Below are 19,678 nucleotides of genomic sequence, written 5' to 3' on the forward strand. Positions count from 1 at the left end.
TCAGTGCTATTAAAACATTACTGTGCCATCACACTCAAAACCGATTCCAAAGCCATTCCTCTTGATCCTTTTATAAGAATCAGCGTTTCATGTTGCGGATTGTCCATCACCCAGTTATGCAGTGAAAATTTATCAGGGAAATAGTAAGCTTTTGGTAATGCCGGCAGAGCGGCCTGCATGTGTTTTCCGGTAAGAATAACGAGATCAAATTTTGCATCTGCAACCAGTTTTCCTAATTCTAAATGTTCCACGTCCGAAGCATCCCCCAGCTCGAACATATCACCCAGAATAACCATTTTATGTTTGGCTTCCATGTTGGCAAAATTCTTAATCGCTGCTGCCATGGATGATGGATTTGCATTATAGGCATCCATAATAACTGTATTCGTACCGCGTTTTACGATTTGCGAACGGTTATTATCTGGTTGATAATTAGCAACGGCTTCGTAAGCGTCTTCGTCCGTGACGCCAAAATGATTTCCAATGGCAAGCGCCGCACACATATTATCAAAATTATACTGACCCGGAATATGTGTAGTAACAATTTTTCCTTTGTTTCCTTCAAAGGTAACCACCGGACTTTCCTGAATTAATTTCGGGTTCACGGAACTGCTTTCTGTGTTATAGAAAACAATTTCGCCAAAAGCTCTGCGTTTGCTGACCATTTCCATGACAGCTTCATTTTCTACATTGACAAAAACAGTTCCTTTCTTTTTGGACAAATAATCCAGAAGTTCACCTTTGCCTTTTACAATTCCCTTCACGCCGCCGAAACCTTCCAGATGCGCTTTTCCAATATTTGTGATCAAGCCATGTGTTGGCTGTGCAATACTGCTCAACAATGCAATTTCTTCCTGATGATTTGCACCCATTTCCACGACCGCCATTTCATATTTTGCCGCATCAATAGAAAGCAGCGTCAATGGTACACCAATGTGATTATTTAGATTACCTTTCGTTGCGTAAATTTTGTATTTCATAGACAAAACCTTCGCAATCAGCTCTTTTGTCGTTGTTTTTCCGTTCGAGCCTGTTAAAGCAATGACGGGAAAAGTAAATGTTTTACGATGGTGGCGGGCAAGATCCTGAAGAGCTGTTAGTACGTCTTCGACCAATAAAAATTTATCTCCTGTTACTACCTCCGGATTATCCACAACTGCATAAGCAGCTCCTTTTTTCAATGCTTCTACGGCATAGGTATTACCGTCGAAAGTATCTCCTTTCAGAGCAAAAAATATACAGCCGGTTGTAATTAGACGGGTGTCGGTACTGATGGTGTGGCCTTCCAGGTAAATATCGTAAAGCTGTTCCAGAGAGGTATGCATGGGAATTTTCAGAAAGTAAAAAATCGGTTGATAAACTTTGCCCGTTTCGCTCAATCAAATGCTTTGTAATTTCGTTACGTTTACGGTAGCTATGATCGGCCCGGCGGGCTGACAAAATTAATAGATTATTATTCAACGATGCGTACGAAATTTACCTGCCTGTTATTCTTTATATTTTCGGTTATTCTGATTTCCCAAAGCCAGGCTCAAAATGCCAGGTTTAAAATGGATACGACCACCGCGCTTTCGGCGAATGGCAAAAAGTTGATCAATCCCTGGGCGGGTGGTTTGAATGCTGCGCAGTATACAAAAATGGATCTGAACGGCGACGGCGTTGAAGATCTCATCGTTTTCGAGAGAACGAGCGGTAATATTTCTACGTTCCTTGCCGGCGTCGATCCGGCAAATGCGCAAAAAAAGGCCTGGTTACATGCGCCAGTTTATCAATATCGTTTTCCTAAAATTGATAACTGGATGATCCTCGCTGATTATGACAACGATGGTTACAAGGATCTTTTTACATTTACCCCACTTGGAATAAAGATTTATAGGCAGATGCGGGATGGCGGAATCTGGTCCTGGAAACTTATCAAAGATGGATTATATACAGAGGGTTTTTCTGGTTTGGTGAATTTGCAGGTTTCCAGCCAGGACATTCCGGGTATAGTTGATCTTGACAATGACGGAGATCTGGACGTAATTACCTTTGACTCACAAGGCGCATATATTGAATTCCACCAGAACATGAGCATGGAGCGTTACAACGTTCCGGATAGTTTGGTTTACAAAAGAAATGGAAATTGCTGGGGTAATTTTCACAAAGGTAACGGAGAGGATTTTGTGTTGGGCGAAGACTGCGGCGTTGTCAATAATTCACCAAGACGGGTTATGCACGCCGGCAATTCAATTTTGCTGCACGACTTTGACGGTGATGGAAAAAAAGACCTGATCATCGGTCATGTAAGCAATGACCATATCTCATTTTTGAAAAATACCGGTGAAAATCTCATCGCCAACTTTACGAGTTATACACATAATTATCCCTCCGTTGATCCGATTTCATTCTACATCTTCCCATCCGCTTATTACGAAGATGTCGATTTTGATGGCATTAAGGATTTGATCGCTGCGCCAAATGTGCCGAACAATGAAGGAAATCTGATGAATTACCAATCGTCAAACTGGTTGTATCACAATGCTGGTACAAGTGATAACGCCAGTTTCAATCTTGTGCAAAAGAACTTTCTTCAGGATCAAATGCTGGATGTAGGCGAAAATGCCGCGCCTTCGTTTTTCGATGTGGATGGCGACGGTGATCTGGATATGGTCGTCGGAGCCGGTGGAACACGGGATGGAAATAATTTTCGGGGGCGTTTCTGGTTGCTTCGAAATATAGGAGATAAGTTAAATCCGGCTTACGAAATTGCTTCTGATAATTATCTGAATATTCCGGCGGCTTTGGATATGTACAATCTAAAACCACAATGGGCAGATTTTAGCGGTGACGGTGTTCCTGATCTTGGTTTCGCCGGAACGACAATTCGTGGTTTGGCTTATTATTATATCCCGAACAAGGCAGCGAAAGGACAAGCAGTTCAATTGAATGCTTCGGAAATGGTGGCCATTGCTATGCCCGCGCAATCGCAAATTGCTGATTATCCGCTTTTTTATGATGTAAATAACGATGGAGATCTGGATTTGCTGGTAGGAAAACCGCAGGGAAATGTTAATTATTATAAAAATACAGGTACCAATTCACAATTTTCCTTACAGTTGCAAACCGAAGCTTTTGCAGGAATCACGCCGAATTACGATGGAAGAAATGTTCAGTTGTCCATTGCAGACGTTGACCTTGATGGCAGGCAAGATCTGGTGACGGTAGACTTTTCCGGGAAATTAAGAATTTTTCACTCAGCAGAGTTCGGCAGCTGGACGGAGCGGGAAAGTTCGCTGATTGATTATAACGGCACAGGCGCCTCGCCACTTTTCGGAGCTTATTTATATGCGGCAGCAGGAGATTATAATGGCGATGGAAAACCGGATATCGCCATCGGTAACGGAGCAGGAGGTTTAAGGTTGCTTCAAAATAAATTGAATATAACCATAACACCCGTTGAACCGCCGATTGAGCAAAGTGTAAAAGTGTATCCAAATCCGGCCAGAGAATTTGTTAAAGTGCTCTCTACCCAAAACGCGACTGTCACAATATTTTCTGTTAATGGTATCATGATTCAGAAAGATGTACCCGTCAGAGCAAATCAGGAGAAGGAGATTTCGACCTCAAAATGGATGCCTGGTTTATATCTTCTGGAATTCAATACCGGCTCGGCAAACGTTGTCAGGAAGATTGTTATTCAGTAGCAGATCTGTGTAAGTGATTAATGCTGAATTGATTTAATTCTAAAAATGCTCCCAAATTATAAATATCTGATTTTCTAAGTATATACTTGTTCTCAGTTACTTACCCTACTGCAACCGCGGAATTATTTAAAACTTAATTCGAAAAACCTTATTTGGAGCAGTACGGTACAGGATGCGCTATTTCCCTAGGGATGGCAATTTACCGGTTAAATGAATGATATAGTTGGCATTATATATTCATTGACCATAAAAACACTAAATTCCTGTAACCTCATGCAAGCACTTCTTGGTGTCATTTTTCATTTTATTGGTGGCTTTGCTTCCGGCAGTTTTTATATCCCTTACAAAAAAGTAAAAGGTTGGGCATGGGAAACGTACTGGATTGTCGGTGGGTTATTTTCCTGGCTGATCGTTCCTCCGCTTGCTGCATATCTTACCATTCCGGGTTATATGGACATCATCGCGCATACCGATGGCGGCATTTTATTTCTCACCTATTTCTTCGGCGTGCTTTGGGGAATCGGCGGTTTGACTTATGGTTTGGGTGTCCGTTATCTGGGGGTATCGCTCGGTAGTTCAATTATCCTCGGACTTTGTTCCGTTTTCGGTGCACTGATTCCGTCGGTATATTATTTATTTGAACCAACGCCGGGAAAGGATTCCATCAAAGATTTGATTACCAGCGATTGGGGACAAATGGTTTTGTTGGGACTGCTTGTCTGCGTGATTGGAATTATCATTTGCGGGAAAGCTGGTGCCATGAAAGACAACGACCTGAAAAAAAGTGGTATTGTTTCTGATGGCAATACTGAATTCAAGATCGGTTTAGGGCTAACCGTTTCCATTATTTCAGGTATTTTGAGTGCTTGTTTTGCGTTTGGTATTGATGCCGGAAAAGTAATGGCAGACGAAGCGAACGCGATTTGGCAGGCGTCAAATCCTGGCCAGGGAAATTTTCTTTTTCAAAATAATGTAACCTATATTATTATCCTTTTAGGCGGTTTAACGACAAATTTTATCTGGTGTATGTTGCTGAATGCGCGCAATAAGACGTTCAGTAATTATACGGATAAAAGTACGCCGCTCCTGTCAAACTACATCTTTTCAGCCCTTGCCGGCACGACCTGGTTTTTGCAATTTTTCTTTTATGGAATGGGTGAAAGCAAATTAGGTAATGGGGCAAGTTCCTGGATTCTGCATATGGCATTTATCATTTTGATTGCAAATACCTGGGGCCTTGTCCTGAAAGAATGGAAAGGGGTTACTAAGAAAACGTTAAATACAATCATTGCAGGAATTTTGGTTATCGTATTATCGGTATTAATTGTAGGATACGGAAATTACCTGCATGAGTAATGTTTGTTAATAAAATTACAGAAGAAAATGGATTGGCCGGGACGTACCTTTGGGTATAATCCGGCCATTTTTGCAAATTATTGCCGATGATTCTGGTTGACCAATATTCGTAAATATAAGATCGTCTTTTCAGGTATAATTTTAGTGCATAATACTTATGTAAACGAACCAAAATGCTGAATCGCTATGAGAATGAAATTTGAAAGGTATATCAGTCTGTTTTGTCTGACATCCATATTAATTCTTGGAGCATCCTCCTTATTTGCTCAGAAAAAGGCACGGCCAACAAGTTTCGAAAAACATGTGGTCACAACCGACTTTATTGCGGAGGGAGCTGCTATCGGGGATGTCAACAAAGATGGGAAAAAGGATATTCTTTCCGGTGCTTTCTGGTTCGAAGCACCTAAATGGACCAAGCATGAAATTATGCCTCCAAAAACTTTTTCATGGAAAGACGGTTACAGCGATTCATTTTTAGATTTTAGCGCTGATGTAAACCAGGATGGTTGGGTTGATCTGATACGTATTGACATTGCCGCAAAACCTGCGGTATGGTATGAAAATCCTAAGGGAAAACCGGGGCACTGGATTGCCCGGCAGATTTATCCGTCTATCGGAAATGAATCTCCTATGTTTGTTGATATTGACGGCGATGGACGTCTGGATTTGCTGGCGAATGCTCCTGAGAGCAAACAAGTAATATGGTTGAGCCAACCCGGAAAAAAAGGAAGTTATGAATGGGAGAAGCATATAATTAGCAGTGACCCGGAACTTGCAACGCACATGTATACGCACGGGCTTGGCTATGGTGATATCAACGGAGACGGCAAATCGGATGTGCTTGTAAAAAATGGCTGGTGGGAAGGATCGGGAAATCCCAAAACCCGGGACTGGAAATTTCATCCCGCCAATCTGAGCCAGGATTGTGCACAAATGTATGTTTACGATGTTAATAAGGATGGTTTAAATGATGTGCTTAGCTCGTCAGCGCACAATTACGGCGTTTGGTGGCATGAACAGGGAAAAGACGAGCAGGGAAATACAACATGGACGGAACATGAAATTGGCAGAGAGTTTTCTCAATCGCATGGTTTGGGATTCAAGGATATGAACGGGGATGGAGTTCCGGACCTGATAACAGGAAAGCGCTGGTATGCCCACAATGGTGGTGACCCGGGTGCTCAGGATGCGTCACTTACCTACTGGTATGAATTAAAACCAGGTAAAAATCCAACATGGATTGCGCATCAGATTGACACGGAAGCTGGGGCTGGATTGCATGTTGAAGTTGAGGATATGAATAAGGATGGCTTACCTGACATCATTGTTGGAAATAAAAAGGGTGTTCATTATTTTGAGAATCGAAGTACAAAATAATTTTAAATTGTCGCCAGTTACGCACTTTCAATTCCATATTCATGAAATTCGGTATTAATACCTATCTGTTTTCCTCTCCATTTACAAACGAGAGTGTGAGTTTTTTTCCAAAGTTTAAAGAATGGGGTTTTGATTTTGTAGAAATTGCAGTTGAAGATCCGGCGAATATCGATCCGGTTATGATCAAAAAAGCATTGGACGATAACGGACTCGAATGCCGATCCGTTTGTGCTGCCACCGGCCCTGGCCGCGACTTGCGTGGAAACCGGAAGGAGCAGGTTGTTTCCCTGGAATACATTAAAAAGTTGATTGATATAGCACCGGTTTTAGGAAGTTCTCTCGTTGCCGGCCCGATTTACTCAGCGGTGGGAAGAGCAGAACTGGTAACCGAAGATGAGCATAGAAAACAATGGCTCACCGTTGTAAAACATTTAAAAACGCTCTGTGACGAAGCTGAAAAACAACAGGTTAAATTGGCAATCGAGCCATTAAACCGCTATGAAACAGATTTTATTAATACCTGTGAGCAGGCAATGAACCTTATTAAAGATGTCGACTCTGCTTCGCTTTATGTCCATCTTGATTCCTTCCACATGAATCTTGAAGAAAAAGATCCGGCGCTGGCAATCCTGAGAGCTGGAAAAAAACTGGCACTTCTTCACGCATCCGGCAGCGACCGGGGGACTCCTGGCGGAGACCAGATCAATTGGGAAAGAATATTTGTTGCGCTCGATAAAATCGATTATCTGGGCGATATCGTCATAGAATCTTTTACACCAGATGTAAAAATCATCGCTAAGGCAGCATCCATCTGGCGCAAAATCGAACCGTCCAAAGAGTCGATCGCGACCGAAGGTTTAAAATTTCTCAAATCATTAAACTTATAATTTTTTTACCATCTAAGACATATTTGCTAACCTACGATTATACTGCAATACATAGGTTAGCTTATATGTCTTACATGGTAGAGGTAAAAAAAACTTCGCAACTATTTTTTAGAAACATATCAATGCAAAATCTTCTGTTGTAGCATCGTTTCTCCCGAATCCTAAATTGTTAAAAATTTTTAAGAAAATATTTGCACAGCAATTTTTTATACCACAACTTTGTCTATCGAAATAGTAGATTTATAAAGAACGAAGGGAGAGGTTAGGCTCAATGATCTTCTGGCAACCTATGACTCATAAGGTGCCCCAACCTAATTCTAATAATAAATCTTTAGAATCCACTGAATTAGAATAGTACCCAGCAGTTTGCAACAGATTTTTCTTGTTGGAAGAAAACAGACTGGCACAGGGTTTAATTATTTCATATTTGTCTAGTTAGATGGTAGAGAATATATATTAATGATTTAGATAAAATTTAGCTGTATGAAAATCAATCGTTTATTATTAATCCTGGCGTTATCAGTTTTGTATTCAGCAGTATCTGTTAAATCTCAGGCGCAAAATACCCAGGTGAAGGAAGGGATTTGGCGGGGCGTTTTTACAGTTGGCGCATTGGACGTTCCCTTTAATTTTGAAGTAAAAAAAAGGCAGGGCGACGAGCTCGTTGTCACGGCCGTCAACGGAGACAGACGTGATGATTTCAGTGCAAAATACATCACTCCGGATTCTCTTCTGGTTACGCTCAATACTTTCGAAGCCGGACTTTTTGCCAAAATAGAAAAGGACGGAAGTTTAACCGGTGCTCACAGAAGTCTGGTACCTGGTGCTGGCCGGGTAATTCCTTTTAGAGCGCAGGCGGGGCAGGCCTACCGTTTTGTCGAACCGGGAAAAGAGATAAAACCAACAGCTGATATTAGCGGAAAATGGCTCATAAAAATTCAAGGTGATAAGCCGACGGCTGACCGTGTAGCTGTTTTTGAGCAGAAGGGAAATAATTTGAACGGTATCATTCTTTCAATCACGGGTGACAGCCGCGAGTTGCAGGGTAATGTTCAGGGCGATGAATTTGTACTTTCCGGATTTACCGGATCCGGTCCTTCTTATGTAAAAGGAAAAATCATTGACGGAAAAACAATTGAAGGAGCGATTGGAGCAGGCGCTACACCGACGAAATTCAGCGGTATCAAAGATGACAATGCAGCACTTGCTGACGCCTACGCACTGACTTTTCTGAAGCCGGGTTACGATAAACTGGACTTTACATTTCCGGATCTGAGTGGAAATCAGGTTTCGCTGCGTGATGAAAAATACAAGGGAAAAGTGGTGATTATTGAATTGCTTGGAACCTGGTGTCCGAATTGTATCGATCAGGTTCAGTTTATGGCACCCTGGTATAAAGAAAAAAAACACCTTGGCGTTGAGGTCATCGGTCTGGCTTTTGAAGCAAAAGACGATCTTGAATTCGCTAAAAAGACGTTGACGAAATTAAAAAACCGCTACGATATTCAGTACGATTTGCTTTTTGCAGGTAAAGCAGACAAAGAGGTTGTTGCACAAAAACTGGTCGCTTTGAAAGAATTTTTAGCTTTCCCGACGACGATCATTGTGGGTCGTGACGGTAAGGTAAAAGAAATTCACACCGGATTTTCGGGAAAAGGAACCGGCCAGTTTTATGATGACTATGTGAAAAAATGGAATGCAGATCTTGCCAAACTTATTGCTGAGCCTCTTCCTTGAAAAATACTCAAGTTAAAATCTTCAAACTAAAAACCTTACTATGGAAATTTACTGTGATAGCGCTGCGACAACCGCCGTTGATCCTGAGGTAATTGAAACACTACTGCCTTATTTGACAACAAATTTTGGAAATCCTTCGTCAAGTCACTGGGCTGGCCGGAAAGTCAGGGAAGTGATAGATCAGTCGCGCCAGAAAATAGCAAAGTTGCTGAATGTGACGCCCGAAGAAATATTTTTTGTTTCCGGCGCAACGGAGGGCAACAACCTGGCTTTGTCAGAATCGATTAGAGAATATGGTTTGACCCACGCAATTACCAGTAAAATTGAACACAAAGCTGTTTTAGAACCGCTTCTCAAACATAAAAGAGAAGGTGATATTGAGATCAGTTATGTCAAGTTGGACAAAAAGGGAAACGTTGATCTTGAACATCTGGAAAGGTTGTTAGCTGCCAATCCCCAATCATTGATCAGTTTAATGCACGGAAATAATGAGATAGGAAATCTTACTGACATCCAGGCGATAAGCAGATTGGCAAAAAAATATAATGCTGCTTTTCATACAGACACGACCCAGACAATCGGGAAGGTCCAACTAAACCTTAATGAATATCCGGTCGATTTTTTGGTAGGATCTGCCCATAAGTTTCACGGACCAAAAGGGGTAGGGTTCGTTTATATTAATAAAAGGCATAAGTTAAAACCCCGGATTCTGGGTGGCGGTCAGGAAAACGGACAAAGAGGCGGAACTGAAAATGTTATCGGCATAGTGGGTTTGGCAAATGCACTTGAAATTGCTTACCGCGATTTTGACTTGATTAATAAAAAAACCTTGACTTTAAAAAGACGTTTTATCTCCGAACTTGAAAACAGCGGGATTGAGAATATTGGCTACAACGGCGAAAGCAGATCGGAAACTAAAAGTCTTGGCGCAATTGTAAATGTATCATTTCCCTGTCTTCAATCAGGCAGTCTTGTCAGTAAGCTGGATCAGTTCGGTATCGCAGTGTCCGGCGGAAGTGCCTGTTCAAACCTGGGAAATGGCGGGTCGCATGTGATAAGAGCAATTAATAACGAAGCAGATAAGGAAAATGTGCGTTTTTCTTTCAGCAAATTTAATATGGCTGAGGAGATTGATCGTATCGTGCAGACCATCGTGGGTATCTACAATGCAGACTTGATACGTTCTGAGCCAAAAGTTTTACAGGAATCCTTTACCTGGATTCACTAATTGAGAATTATTTATCTTACAACAGTACCCAAATAATATGAAAAAAAATCTAGTTTATTTATTCCTGATCATCTTTGTCGGGCAAATAAATAGTGCCTTCGCTCAAAATATCCCGGTGACCGGAACGGTTACATCGCAGACAGATAAGGAGGCTTTGCCTGGCGTTTCTATTTTAGTGAAAGGAACTTCCCGAGGGACGACGACAAATGTAGAAGGAGCTTATAGTATCGAAACGGAAGTAGGCTCAACACTTATTTTTTCTTTTATAGGTTTAAAAACGACAGAAGTTGTGGTGCCTGCAAATGGAAAACTGGACGTCGTTCTTGAAAACGATAATACGATTTTGCAGGAAGTGGTGGTGACAGCTTTGGGTATCGCCAAAGAAAAAAAATCGCTGGGATATGCGGTTCAGGAATTAAAAACAAAAGATTTGGCGGAGGCGAGAGAAGGAAACCTGGTGAATGCATTGGCCGGAAAAATTGCCGGTGTGAATATTACAAGCAGCCAGGGAGGAATGGGTTCGTCAAGAATTGTCATACGTGGGGAAACATCGATTGCGGGAAACAATCAACCGTTATTCGTAGTAGATGGAATTCCTGTTGACAACTCACAATTAGGCGCAGGAGCAAACGGATCACGCGACTTTGCGAATGCCATTGCCGATATCAATCCCGATAATATTGAATCCATCAGTGTTTTGAAAGGCCCAAATGCAGCTGCATTATACGGATCACGCGCCTCAAATGGCGTTATTCTGATAAAAACAAAATCAGGGAAGTCTACTCAGAAAGGGGTGGGCGTAATGTTAAATATTGGTTACACACTTGACAAGCTGCTTGTTTTGCCAGAATATCAAAATGTTTTTGGACAAGGAACCGGAGGACAGTTTTCCTATAAAGATGGAAAAGGTGGCGGAATTAATGATGCTACTGACGAAAGCTGGGGACCTAAAATGGATGGTCGCCTGATACCACAATTTTTCTCAAATGGTGAGGCGGTACCTTTTGTTGCGCATCCCGACAATGTCAAAAATTTCTTTGAAACCGGACATACAAGAACAACAGGCATATCGGTTTCCGGATCAAATGAAAAACTTGATTATCGGTTTTCCTTCAACAATAGCAAGCAAACCGGTGTTATTCCCAACACGGATATTTCGAAAAACGCTTTTGGGGTTAACACAACATACCGGCTTAACGACAAACTTACTTTAACAACAAGTGCGAATTTTGTTCGCACAGGTTCTGACAACTTGCCGGGAACTTCCGGACGAGGAAGTAGTGTGATGCTTCAATTTTTATGGTTTGGCCGTCAGGTTGATACCGAATTGTTGAAAGATTATAACAAAGGCGGATTCGATTACAACTGGAACCACAGCTATTACAGCAATCCTTATTTGCTTCAATACGAAAATACAGTGCAGCAGCGTCGTGACAGATTTTTTGGTAATGTGAACCTGAACTACAAAATCACGGACTGGCTGACCGCAACGGTTCGTACTGGAAATGACTATTACACCGACCGGCGAAAATTCAAAGTAGCATACGGTACTAACGGAACGCCATTCGGTTCGTATACAGAGGATGGTTATGCTGTTAACGAGAACAATACAGATTTTAACTTCAATGTGCACAAAGCCATCGGAGCTGATTTTGAAGTTGACTGGTTAGTCGGCGGAAGCTTTCGATATAATTTTAACGAACAGAATTACCAGCAGGCACCAAAGCTGGCGGTTAGTAACTTATACACTTTAAATAACTCGCGCGATCCGTTGGTTTCGTACAATGTCTTGCGTAAACAAAAAGTTTACAGCGGATTTTCTTCGGCTCAGATCGGTTTCAGAAATTATGCTTTCCTGAACCTTACAGCCAGAAATGACTGGTCGTCGACACTTCCGGCTGGCAACAATTCATATTTCTATCCGTCGGTTAATGCAAGTTTGGTATTGACGGATGCATTTAATATCAAAAGCAACGTACTGACATTTGCGAAAATCCGGGGTGGCTGGGCGGAAGTTGGAAAGGATACCGACCCTTATCAGCTGATCAATACGTATCCATTTAACCAGCCTTATGGAAGCAACCCTTTATTGACAGTTTCAGATGTGCTTTTAAACTCAAATCTGAAACCGGAAATAACACGGTCCACAGAAGTAGGTTTGGATCTGGCTTTGTTCAAAAACAGAGCTCGTCTTGACTTCAGTTACTACAATACGGATAGTTACAACCAGATCCTTAAAGCGGATGTAAGTCCGACAACTGGTTACAAACAAAAACTTTTAAACGCTGGACATATCAACAACCGCGGTTTTGAAGCAATGTTGAACATCAAACCTATTGAAACTGCTTCGGGCTTTAGATGGGATGTAGGAATCAATTTTTCCAAAAATGTAAGCAAAGTTATTTCGCTTGATGACGAAGGATTTTTGAATGACTATAAATTGGGATCCAATGGTTCGGCAACTGTTTATGCAAGTAAGGGCTTAGGTTATGGAGCTATTTTTGGAACGGCTTACACAAGAGATGCCACCGGAAATATTGTTATAGGCGCAAACGGATTACCGGTTCGAGATGCAAACCTGAAAGTTTTAGGACATTATACGCCAAAGTGGCTGGGCGGAATTACAAACTCTTTTTCATTCAAAGGGTTTAATCTGAGCGTCTTAATTGATACAAAACAAGGCGGCTCAATTTATTCTGCTACGAATGCTACCGGAAAATATACGGGTGTTTTGGTTCAGACACTGGAAGGACGTGACGCTGCTCATGGCGGCCTCACCTATTATTATCCTGGCAATAACAAATCGGGCGCGGCTGTTCAATTGGCCACGGGCGGAAGTGCGCCCGCGGGTGAGGTGGTATATGACGATGGGATTATTGCAAATGGTGTGACTGCGGATGGAAAACCAAATGCTAAAATTGTTTCTGCTGAACGTTATTACAAAAGTGTTTACAGTAACAGTGCCGGTATCAACGAAGCCAGCGTGTTAGACGCTTCTTTCATTAAATTAAGGGAAGTGAAACTTAGTTATGCTTTCCCGCAAAAGTGGGTTGGGAAATACAGTTTGCAGAATGTAGTGCTTTCTGTATATGGTCGTAACCTGGCATTTTTGCAGAAAAAAGCCGATAATATTGATCCGGAAACTGCCTTTAACACGGGCAACAGCGGGCAAGGTTTAGAGTCATTGCAATTGCCGACAACCAGTTCTTACGGATTTAATTTGTCAATCGGGTTTTAATTGCAGAAGTCACAATTCCATTTTTAATTACAGAAATAATGAATCATAAAAATATAATTTTCAGAAGCGTTCTTACTTTGGCTCTTGCAGGATTCCTCGGTGCTTGCCAGGATGATCTTGAAGAAGTGAATAATAATCCAAACGAAGCAGTAATTGCCCAGCCGGAATATTTGCTGGCAAATGCGATTAAATCCAACGCGGATATAATTCTGGGTTCTGATGCTTCAATGGAAACCACAACCTTGTATGTGCAGCATTGGGCGAAAATCCAGTATACAGATCCTGATAAATACACGGCCAGCGTCTCCAATATCCAGAATGTCTGGACGAACTTTTACTCGCTTGGACTTACTGATTTTGATAAGGTTATCAAGTTGGGTGAAGAATCCGGAGATGTAAATTATCAGGCAGTGGGTCTGATCTTGAAATCCTGGTCTTTTCAACTACTTACAGATCTATATGGTGACATTCCGTACAGTCAGGCAGTTAAGATTGACCAGTTTCTAACACCAAAATATGACGCGCAAAAAGATGTTTATCTGGGTTTGCTGAATGATTTGAAGAAAGCCAGCGACCTCATTAATACCAGTGGAAGTCCAATCAGCGGTGATCTAATTTATAACGGAAATCTTACCAAATGGAAGAAATTTGCAAACTCGCTTCGTTTGCGTATTGCACTTCGTATCGCAGATAAAGACCCTGCAGCTGCGAAAACGGTCGTGGCAGAATTGGCTGCAAATCCAGCTTTGCTTATCGCAAGTAATGATGAAATTGCACAGCTGATTTATCTTAGCTCACCAAATCAAAATCCGGTTTCAAGAGATCGGGAAACACGTGATGATTACAGGGTCAGCAAGTCGGTGGTTGATAAATTACTGGAATTGAAAGATCCGCGTTTGGCTATTTTCGCAAACAAAACGGTGGATGCTACTCCTAATAACTATGTTGGTGTAACGAACGGTCTGCCGGCAGATTCAGCGGCGAAACTTGGTTTTACAAAGACTTCTAAACTTGGAGATTATTTCACAGCGCCAACTTCGCCGGCCGTGTTTTTAAGTTACTCCGAAGTGCTTTTCAACCTGGCAGAAGCAGCGCAACGCGGATTTATCACGGATGATGCCGCGACTTTATATAAAAATGCAATTACTGCCTCACTGCAGCAATTCAAAGTCAGTAGCGGTGACATTTCCACTTATCTTGCGCAGCCAGCGGTTGCCTATAATGCTGCCAATTATAAAAAATCAATAGGTGAGCAGAAATGGATTGCCTTATTTAGTCAGGGTCTGGAAGCGTATACTGAGTGGAGAAGACTGGATTATCCACAATTAAAACCAGCATACGCCGGTGTTTTGAACGGGAAATTTCCTTTACGTCTCACCTATCCAACGGGCGAACAGGCACTCAATAACACTAATTATAAAGCGGCCGTGGCCAGTCAGGGAGAAGACAAATTAACGACTAGATTGTGGTTTGATGTCCAGTAAATGAGATATTTTGTATTTCAGTTTTACTTTTAAATTTTCTCTGTCGAAAGACTCACTTCCGGCAGAGAATATTTTTTATTTGAAACCAGAACATAACCTGGCATGATACCAGATTTATGCATGTTTTTAATATATAAAATTGGTAGACTATATAGATAATAGAAAAGTGTTTGTAAATTTGAGTATTCAAACAGGAAGAATAGTTGAAATAAATGCTCATATATCAATGACCGTAAACTTCATAATCAATGAAAAGTACATATCAAATAAAAATAGCTTACCGTAACAGTTTAAGTCTCCACAAGATTACTACGCTGATAGAATCTGTAAAAGGTGTCAAAATCAAACATTTGAATTTAAGGAGCAAAGGAAAGGACTTCGTTGGTGTCCTCGCCGTTGAAGTTTCTCATTTAATTCAACTGGATTCTGTCGTAAGATTAATTCAAGCCAATCGCGAAGTTTCTGCTGTTGAAAAAGTTTATCCAAACCCATTTGCGGCTTCGACGGAAATGTGGTGCACACCCTGATTTCTCTCCTTCAAAAATCCTGACTGTAAGATTTTGACAGCCACCTTACCGTTGGCGTTTTTCTTTGTCTGCTTACCTCAAATTTTAGATTTCATTCCACCATTTTTCAGATCAAATTAAAAAATGTAAAGTTTTATCAATATATGTAGTCAGCTACATATATTTGTACATAAAAATGATAAATCCATGATTAGTAAACCTCACATTGAATCCGTCGGAAATTTGTATTCCAATCAAATTGTAGACTTAATTATTCCGATTCAGCAGCTTGAATTCGGTGTTCCGATCACCTTGGCAGACCAGCCGGATTTGATGGATATTGAAAAAAATTACTACGCAACCGGAGGAAACTTTTGGGCAGCTTTACACGAAGGGAAAGTTGTCGGAACGATTGCGTTAATTGCTATTGGCGAAGGCAAAGGGGTTATCCGCAAGATGTTTGTCAATAAAGATTTTCGTGGAAAGGAATTTGGAATTGCCCAGGATCTTTTGAATGAGCTTATCCATTACAGTAATTCTGCGAGAATTACGGATTTGTATCTGGGAACTGTTGATATCCTGAAAGCAGCGATTCGTTTTTATGAAAGAAACGGATTTGTGGCGATCGAAAAAAATAAACTACCGGTAACATTTCCGGTTATGTCTGCAGACAATGTTTTTTATCATCTTGAAATAAAATGAACAGTATCGATCAATCAGGAATTCTGGCAATTTCCACACGTCTGCAAAGAATTAGTGACAGGCTGCGAAAGGATGGTTTACAGATTTACAAAGAAAACGGTATCGATTTCGAGCCAAAGTGGTTTCCTGTGATCTATACCTTAAATGAAAAACCCTGTCTGAGTGTTGGCGAAATTGCTTCTGAGATCGGTTATGCACATCCGTCTACAATCAGCTTATTGAAAGAACTTGAAAAGCAGAAGTTGATTTTTTCAGTTAAAGACAAAAACGATGACAGGAAAAGGTTGATACAACTAACACCGGAAGCCGAAGAATTGATAAAAAAAATGAAACCGGTCTGGGGTATTATGGTTGAGGCCATGACGGAGCTGACCGACACAAAAAATAACATCATGCATGCGATCAATGAAGTGGAAGCAGCATTTAAAAAAAAGAGCTTTCTGGAAAGAGCTTTAACAATTATGGAAAACAGTAAATCGGGTCTGGGATCGGAAAACCAGAATGAAGTGTTAGTAGAAAAAATCACCAATCCGGATGATCTGAAAACTGCTTTTGCGATACGCAGGCAGGTTTTTGTGGTTGGGCAGAATGTGAATGCAGTGGCCGAAGAAGACGGAAATGGCCAAGCCACGCATTTTCTTGCCAAGGTTAACGATCTGCCTGCAGGGACTGCGCGCTGGCGGAAAACAAAGGATGGTTATAAGCTTGAACGCTTTGCGGTGCTGAAAGCGTATAGGGGAAGTGGCGTAGGCGGAGCGTTGGTGCAAGCCTTGATAGCTGATTTGCCAAAAGGTTCAAGAACTTATCTTCATGCGCAAATTCGCGCGGCTAAGTTTTATGAAAAAAATGGCTTCATTCAATTTGGTGAAACATTTGTTGAGGAAAATATTGAACATATTAAAATGGAAAGGTATATATAGAAAAATACGGCAAAACGTATATCTACATGAGTTAAAATTTCAGGCTTCAAATTGTAGAGGTTACAGGCTCAAATCTGCGGTTTCAGGGTCTAAATATTTGCTTCGAACTTTTTCTAAATCAAGCTATAAGAGGGAGATTTTAAAGCAGAACTTATTTAGTATCGTTGCAATAATAATGTTACTAAAAATATTCTTGGTGCACTTTGATAAATTCTACATTTGGAAGTCGCCAAAATGAGACAGGACTTTTAATTGTATTAGAACAAAATCTACAATTAAATGTTGTCAGTGCTTTTTAATATACTGGTAATGAAGTAATTTTATTGTCTTGATTATTTGTCTGATAAAATTTTTTAACAAAGTTCATAATCCTCACAGGAATTTATGGTGAAGTGTTTTTCTGCCAGTTTTGCATCAACAATTTGTGAGGTCGGCAGGACCGTAATTATCCCTTTTATTGTGATTTTTTTATATTCCTGTGACGATCAGGAGCGGAAGGATTCTGATCATATTGTTTATGTTGACGATATCCGGGAAGAGGCCAGCCGGATGGTTGATCGAGGAGAGACAACCAAGGCGCTCGCCTTTTTCGATTCAGCCTATCAGGCCATCGAAAGTCCTGGTACGGGAGATGAAATCAGGAAATACACTTTTAAAGCACAGAATTATTACAAAAAACTTAAAGATTATAACAGTGCAATAATTCAAATGGACAGCATTTTTCTCTTGCTGTCGAACGAGGATTTAAAGAAGGAATATATCCGGGATTATTCCATCGCTCTTTTTCAAAAAGGGGATCTGTTATTTGAAATGAAGCGTTTCAATGATGCTTATCAATATTATTATCGTGGAAAATTGATAGCTCAGACAATTCTTGATCCTTGTGCAGTAAGTGAATATACCTATCGGCTTGGCATGGTGAGTTTTAAGCAGTCGAAGTTTAGTGAATCAATCACCAACTTCAAGCAATGTTTCGAACATTCTGCCTATTGTATTAAAGACTTCCCGAATTTTGCTTTAAGACAGGAGTTGCTTTCTAACATTTCGCTGAGCTACGGCAAATTAGGAATGATTGATAGTTCATTAAATTACAGCTATAAAGCGCTTGCTTTTATAGCAGAGGGAAGTACTGAATATCCGGAGAGAAAGGATTATGTAGATATGGCCAGAGCTGTTGTTTTTGGCAATCAGTCTGAACAGTATTATAAAAAAGGTGATACTTTGACCGCTATTTCTCTATTGCAAAAGAGCATTCAGACAAATACCCGAAAAGGATTTGACCTGCCAGATGCCCAGATTGCGATTGCGAAACTGGGAGAGATTTATGTTGATTCGGACCGGCTTTATGAAGCTTGTGAGATCGGAGAGCAATTGAAGGCATCGTTGGATACGAGTTATAATCTTTTCGCTGACATTGGTTTTAATAAGTTGAATTGGAAATATAATGACAAGTTACAAAAGCCTGACGAAGCGTATGTATATCTACAGAAGTATATCAAACTAAAAGATTCCCTGGATCTTATGAATAAAAAACTGGTCAGTGCCGATGTGGACAGAGAATTTCAAAATATTGAGCAGCAGTATAATTATACGTTATTAAGCAAAGCCAATGATTTGAAAAAAGGTTATTTATATATCGCATTGATCTTCGCCTTTATGGCGGTTTTAATTCTTTTACTAATCTGGTATAACTGGCGAAATTCGAAATCCAATATTGCGGCTTTAACCAAATTAAACAAGCAGATTACCTTTCAGAACACACAGCTGGGACAGACGCTGGACGATTTACGACAAAGCAACAGTGACAAGGATAGAATTCTCAAAATTGTAGCGCATGATCTTCGAAATCCGTTAGGTGCGATCGTCTCAATTTCATCGCTGCTTTTGGATGAAAACAATTTCACTGATGAACAACGGGAATTGGGGAAAATGCTAAAAACACTGGGTCTTCAATCGGTTGACATGATCAGTGATTTGTTGGCAGCAAATCTGAATTACAGGCCTGAGGAAATGAAAATGGAATCCATCGAAGTATCAGCTTTGGTGCAGGAATGCCTGGAACAATTAAAATTCAAGGCGGATGAAAAAGATCAGATGCTTGCATTAGAGATCTGGAATGATGTCAAAATCATAGGTGATCGCGAAAAATTGTCTCGCGTATTGAGTAATCTTGTGGTCAATGCGATAAAATTTAGTGCCCTTAAGGCAACTGTCAGAGTTAAGATACAAGTGAAGGATGAAAAGCTGGAGCTCGCGATTCTGGACCAGGGAATAGGTATCCCGGATAATTTAAAAGATAAAATTTTCGATCCATTTACGGAAGCCAAACGCACAGGTACGTCAGGAGAACAACCATTCGGTCTGGGACTATCAATTTCCAAACAAATCGTTGAGGCGCACGGCGGCAATATCTGGTTTGAAAGCGAGGAAAATCAGGGAACGACGTTTTATATTACATTTCCTTTAACGATGGAAACGACGGAGGAAGATGAAAAATCTGCGCAGAAGCAATTGATTTAATTCTTAAACCGTTAAATAAAAATCCCCGGATGACAAA

Annotated in this window: 13 protein-coding genes and 1 riboswitch; of the genes, 12 read left to right on the forward strand and 1 reads right to left on the reverse strand. The window is 40.8% G+C overall.

Annotated elements, in window-relative coordinates:
- Positions 1 to 17: 17 nt before the first annotated feature.
- Positions 18 to 1,325: a UDP-N-acetylmuramoyl-tripeptide--D-alanyl-D-alanine ligase gene (locus AC1XUO_RS27450; RefSeq protein WP_483333040.1), complete on the reverse strand. Its 1,308-nt coding sequence runs from the start codon at positions 1,323 to 1,325 to the stop codon at positions 18 to 20.
- Between the two features lie 138 nt (positions 1,326 to 1,463).
- Here AC1XUO_RS27450 and AC1XUO_RS27455 point away from each other — a divergent pair, with 138 nt between their 5' ends.
- The 12 genes from AC1XUO_RS27455 to AC1XUO_RS27510 all read left to right on the forward strand — a co-directional run bounded on the left by AC1XUO_RS27455 (position 1,464) and on the right by AC1XUO_RS27510 (position 19,641).
- Positions 1,464 to 3,686 carry a T9SS type A sorting domain-containing protein gene (locus tag AC1XUO_RS27455; protein WP_483333041.1) on the forward strand — a complete coding sequence of 741 codons (2,223 nt, stop codon included), beginning with the start codon at positions 1,464 to 1,466 and terminating at the stop codon, positions 3,684 to 3,686.
- Positions 3,687 to 3,959: 273 nt separating this feature from the next.
- Positions 3,960 to 5,042: an L-rhamnose/proton symporter RhaT gene (gene rhaT, locus AC1XUO_RS27460; protein WP_483333042.1), complete on the forward strand. Its 1,083-nt coding sequence runs from the start codon at positions 3,960 to 3,962 to the stop codon at positions 5,040 to 5,042.
- A 186-nt stretch (positions 5,043 to 5,228) separates the two neighbouring features.
- On the forward strand, positions 5,229 to 6,419 hold the full coding sequence (locus AC1XUO_RS27465; protein WP_483333043.1) for an FG-GAP repeat domain-containing protein: 1,191 nt from the start codon (positions 5,229 to 5,231) through the stop codon (positions 6,417 to 6,419).
- A 41-nt stretch (positions 6,420 to 6,460) separates the two neighbouring features.
- Positions 6,461 to 7,306: a sugar phosphate isomerase/epimerase family protein gene (locus tag AC1XUO_RS27470; protein ID WP_483333044.1), complete on the forward strand. Its 846-nt coding sequence runs from the start codon at positions 6,461 to 6,463 to the stop codon at positions 7,304 to 7,306.
- A gap of 237 nt (positions 7,307 to 7,543) precedes the next feature.
- Positions 7,544 to 7,636, forward strand: a riboswitch (SAM riboswitch).
- A gap of 153 nt (positions 7,637 to 7,789) precedes the next feature.
- On the forward strand, positions 7,790 to 9,043 hold the full coding sequence (locus AC1XUO_RS27475) for a peroxiredoxin family protein (protein WP_483333045.1): 1,254 nt from the start codon (positions 7,790 to 7,792) through the stop codon (positions 9,041 to 9,043).
- Between the two features lie 40 nt (positions 9,044 to 9,083).
- Entirely contained in the window at positions 9,084 to 10,271 is a 1,188-nt protein-coding gene (locus AC1XUO_RS27480) for a cysteine desulfurase family protein (protein WP_483333046.1), read from the forward strand.
- 37 nt (positions 10,272 to 10,308) lie between these two features.
- On the forward strand, positions 10,309 to 13,509 hold the full coding sequence (locus AC1XUO_RS27485) for a SusC/RagA family TonB-linked outer membrane protein (RefSeq protein ID WP_483333047.1): 3,201 nt from the start codon (positions 10,309 to 10,311) through the stop codon (positions 13,507 to 13,509).
- Between the two features lie 38 nt (positions 13,510 to 13,547).
- The gene (locus tag AC1XUO_RS27490; protein ID WP_483333048.1) at positions 13,548 to 14,993 is read left to right on the forward strand and encodes a SusD/RagB family nutrient-binding outer membrane lipoprotein; all 1,446 of its coding nucleotides are present in this window, start codon (positions 13,548 to 13,550) and stop codon (positions 14,991 to 14,993) included.
- A 248-nt stretch (positions 14,994 to 15,241) separates the two neighbouring features.
- Complete coding sequence (locus tag AC1XUO_RS27495; protein ID WP_483333049.1) at positions 15,242 to 15,520, forward strand: ACT domain-containing protein; 279 nt, start codon at positions 15,242 to 15,244, stop codon at positions 15,518 to 15,520.
- A 186-nt stretch (positions 15,521 to 15,706) separates the two neighbouring features.
- Entirely contained in the window at positions 15,707 to 16,201 is a 495-nt protein-coding gene (locus AC1XUO_RS27500) for a GNAT family N-acetyltransferase (protein ID WP_483333050.1), read from the forward strand.
- A complete protein-coding gene (locus AC1XUO_RS27505; RefSeq protein WP_483333051.1) occupies positions 16,198 to 17,121 on the forward strand; it encodes a GNAT family N-acetyltransferase in 924 nt (307 codons plus the stop codon). Before AC1XUO_RS27500 ends, AC1XUO_RS27505 begins: the two co-directional genes overlap by 4 nt.
- A gap of 459 nt (positions 17,122 to 17,580) precedes the next feature.
- The gene (locus AC1XUO_RS27510) at positions 17,581 to 19,641 is read left to right on the forward strand and encodes a tetratricopeptide repeat-containing sensor histidine kinase (protein WP_483333052.1); all 2,061 of its coding nucleotides are present in this window, start codon (positions 17,581 to 17,583) and stop codon (positions 19,639 to 19,641) included.
- The last annotated feature ends 37 nt before the right edge of the window (positions 19,642 to 19,678 follow it).

The organism is Dyadobacter sp. HNCC25DJ186 (assembly GCF_056895235.1).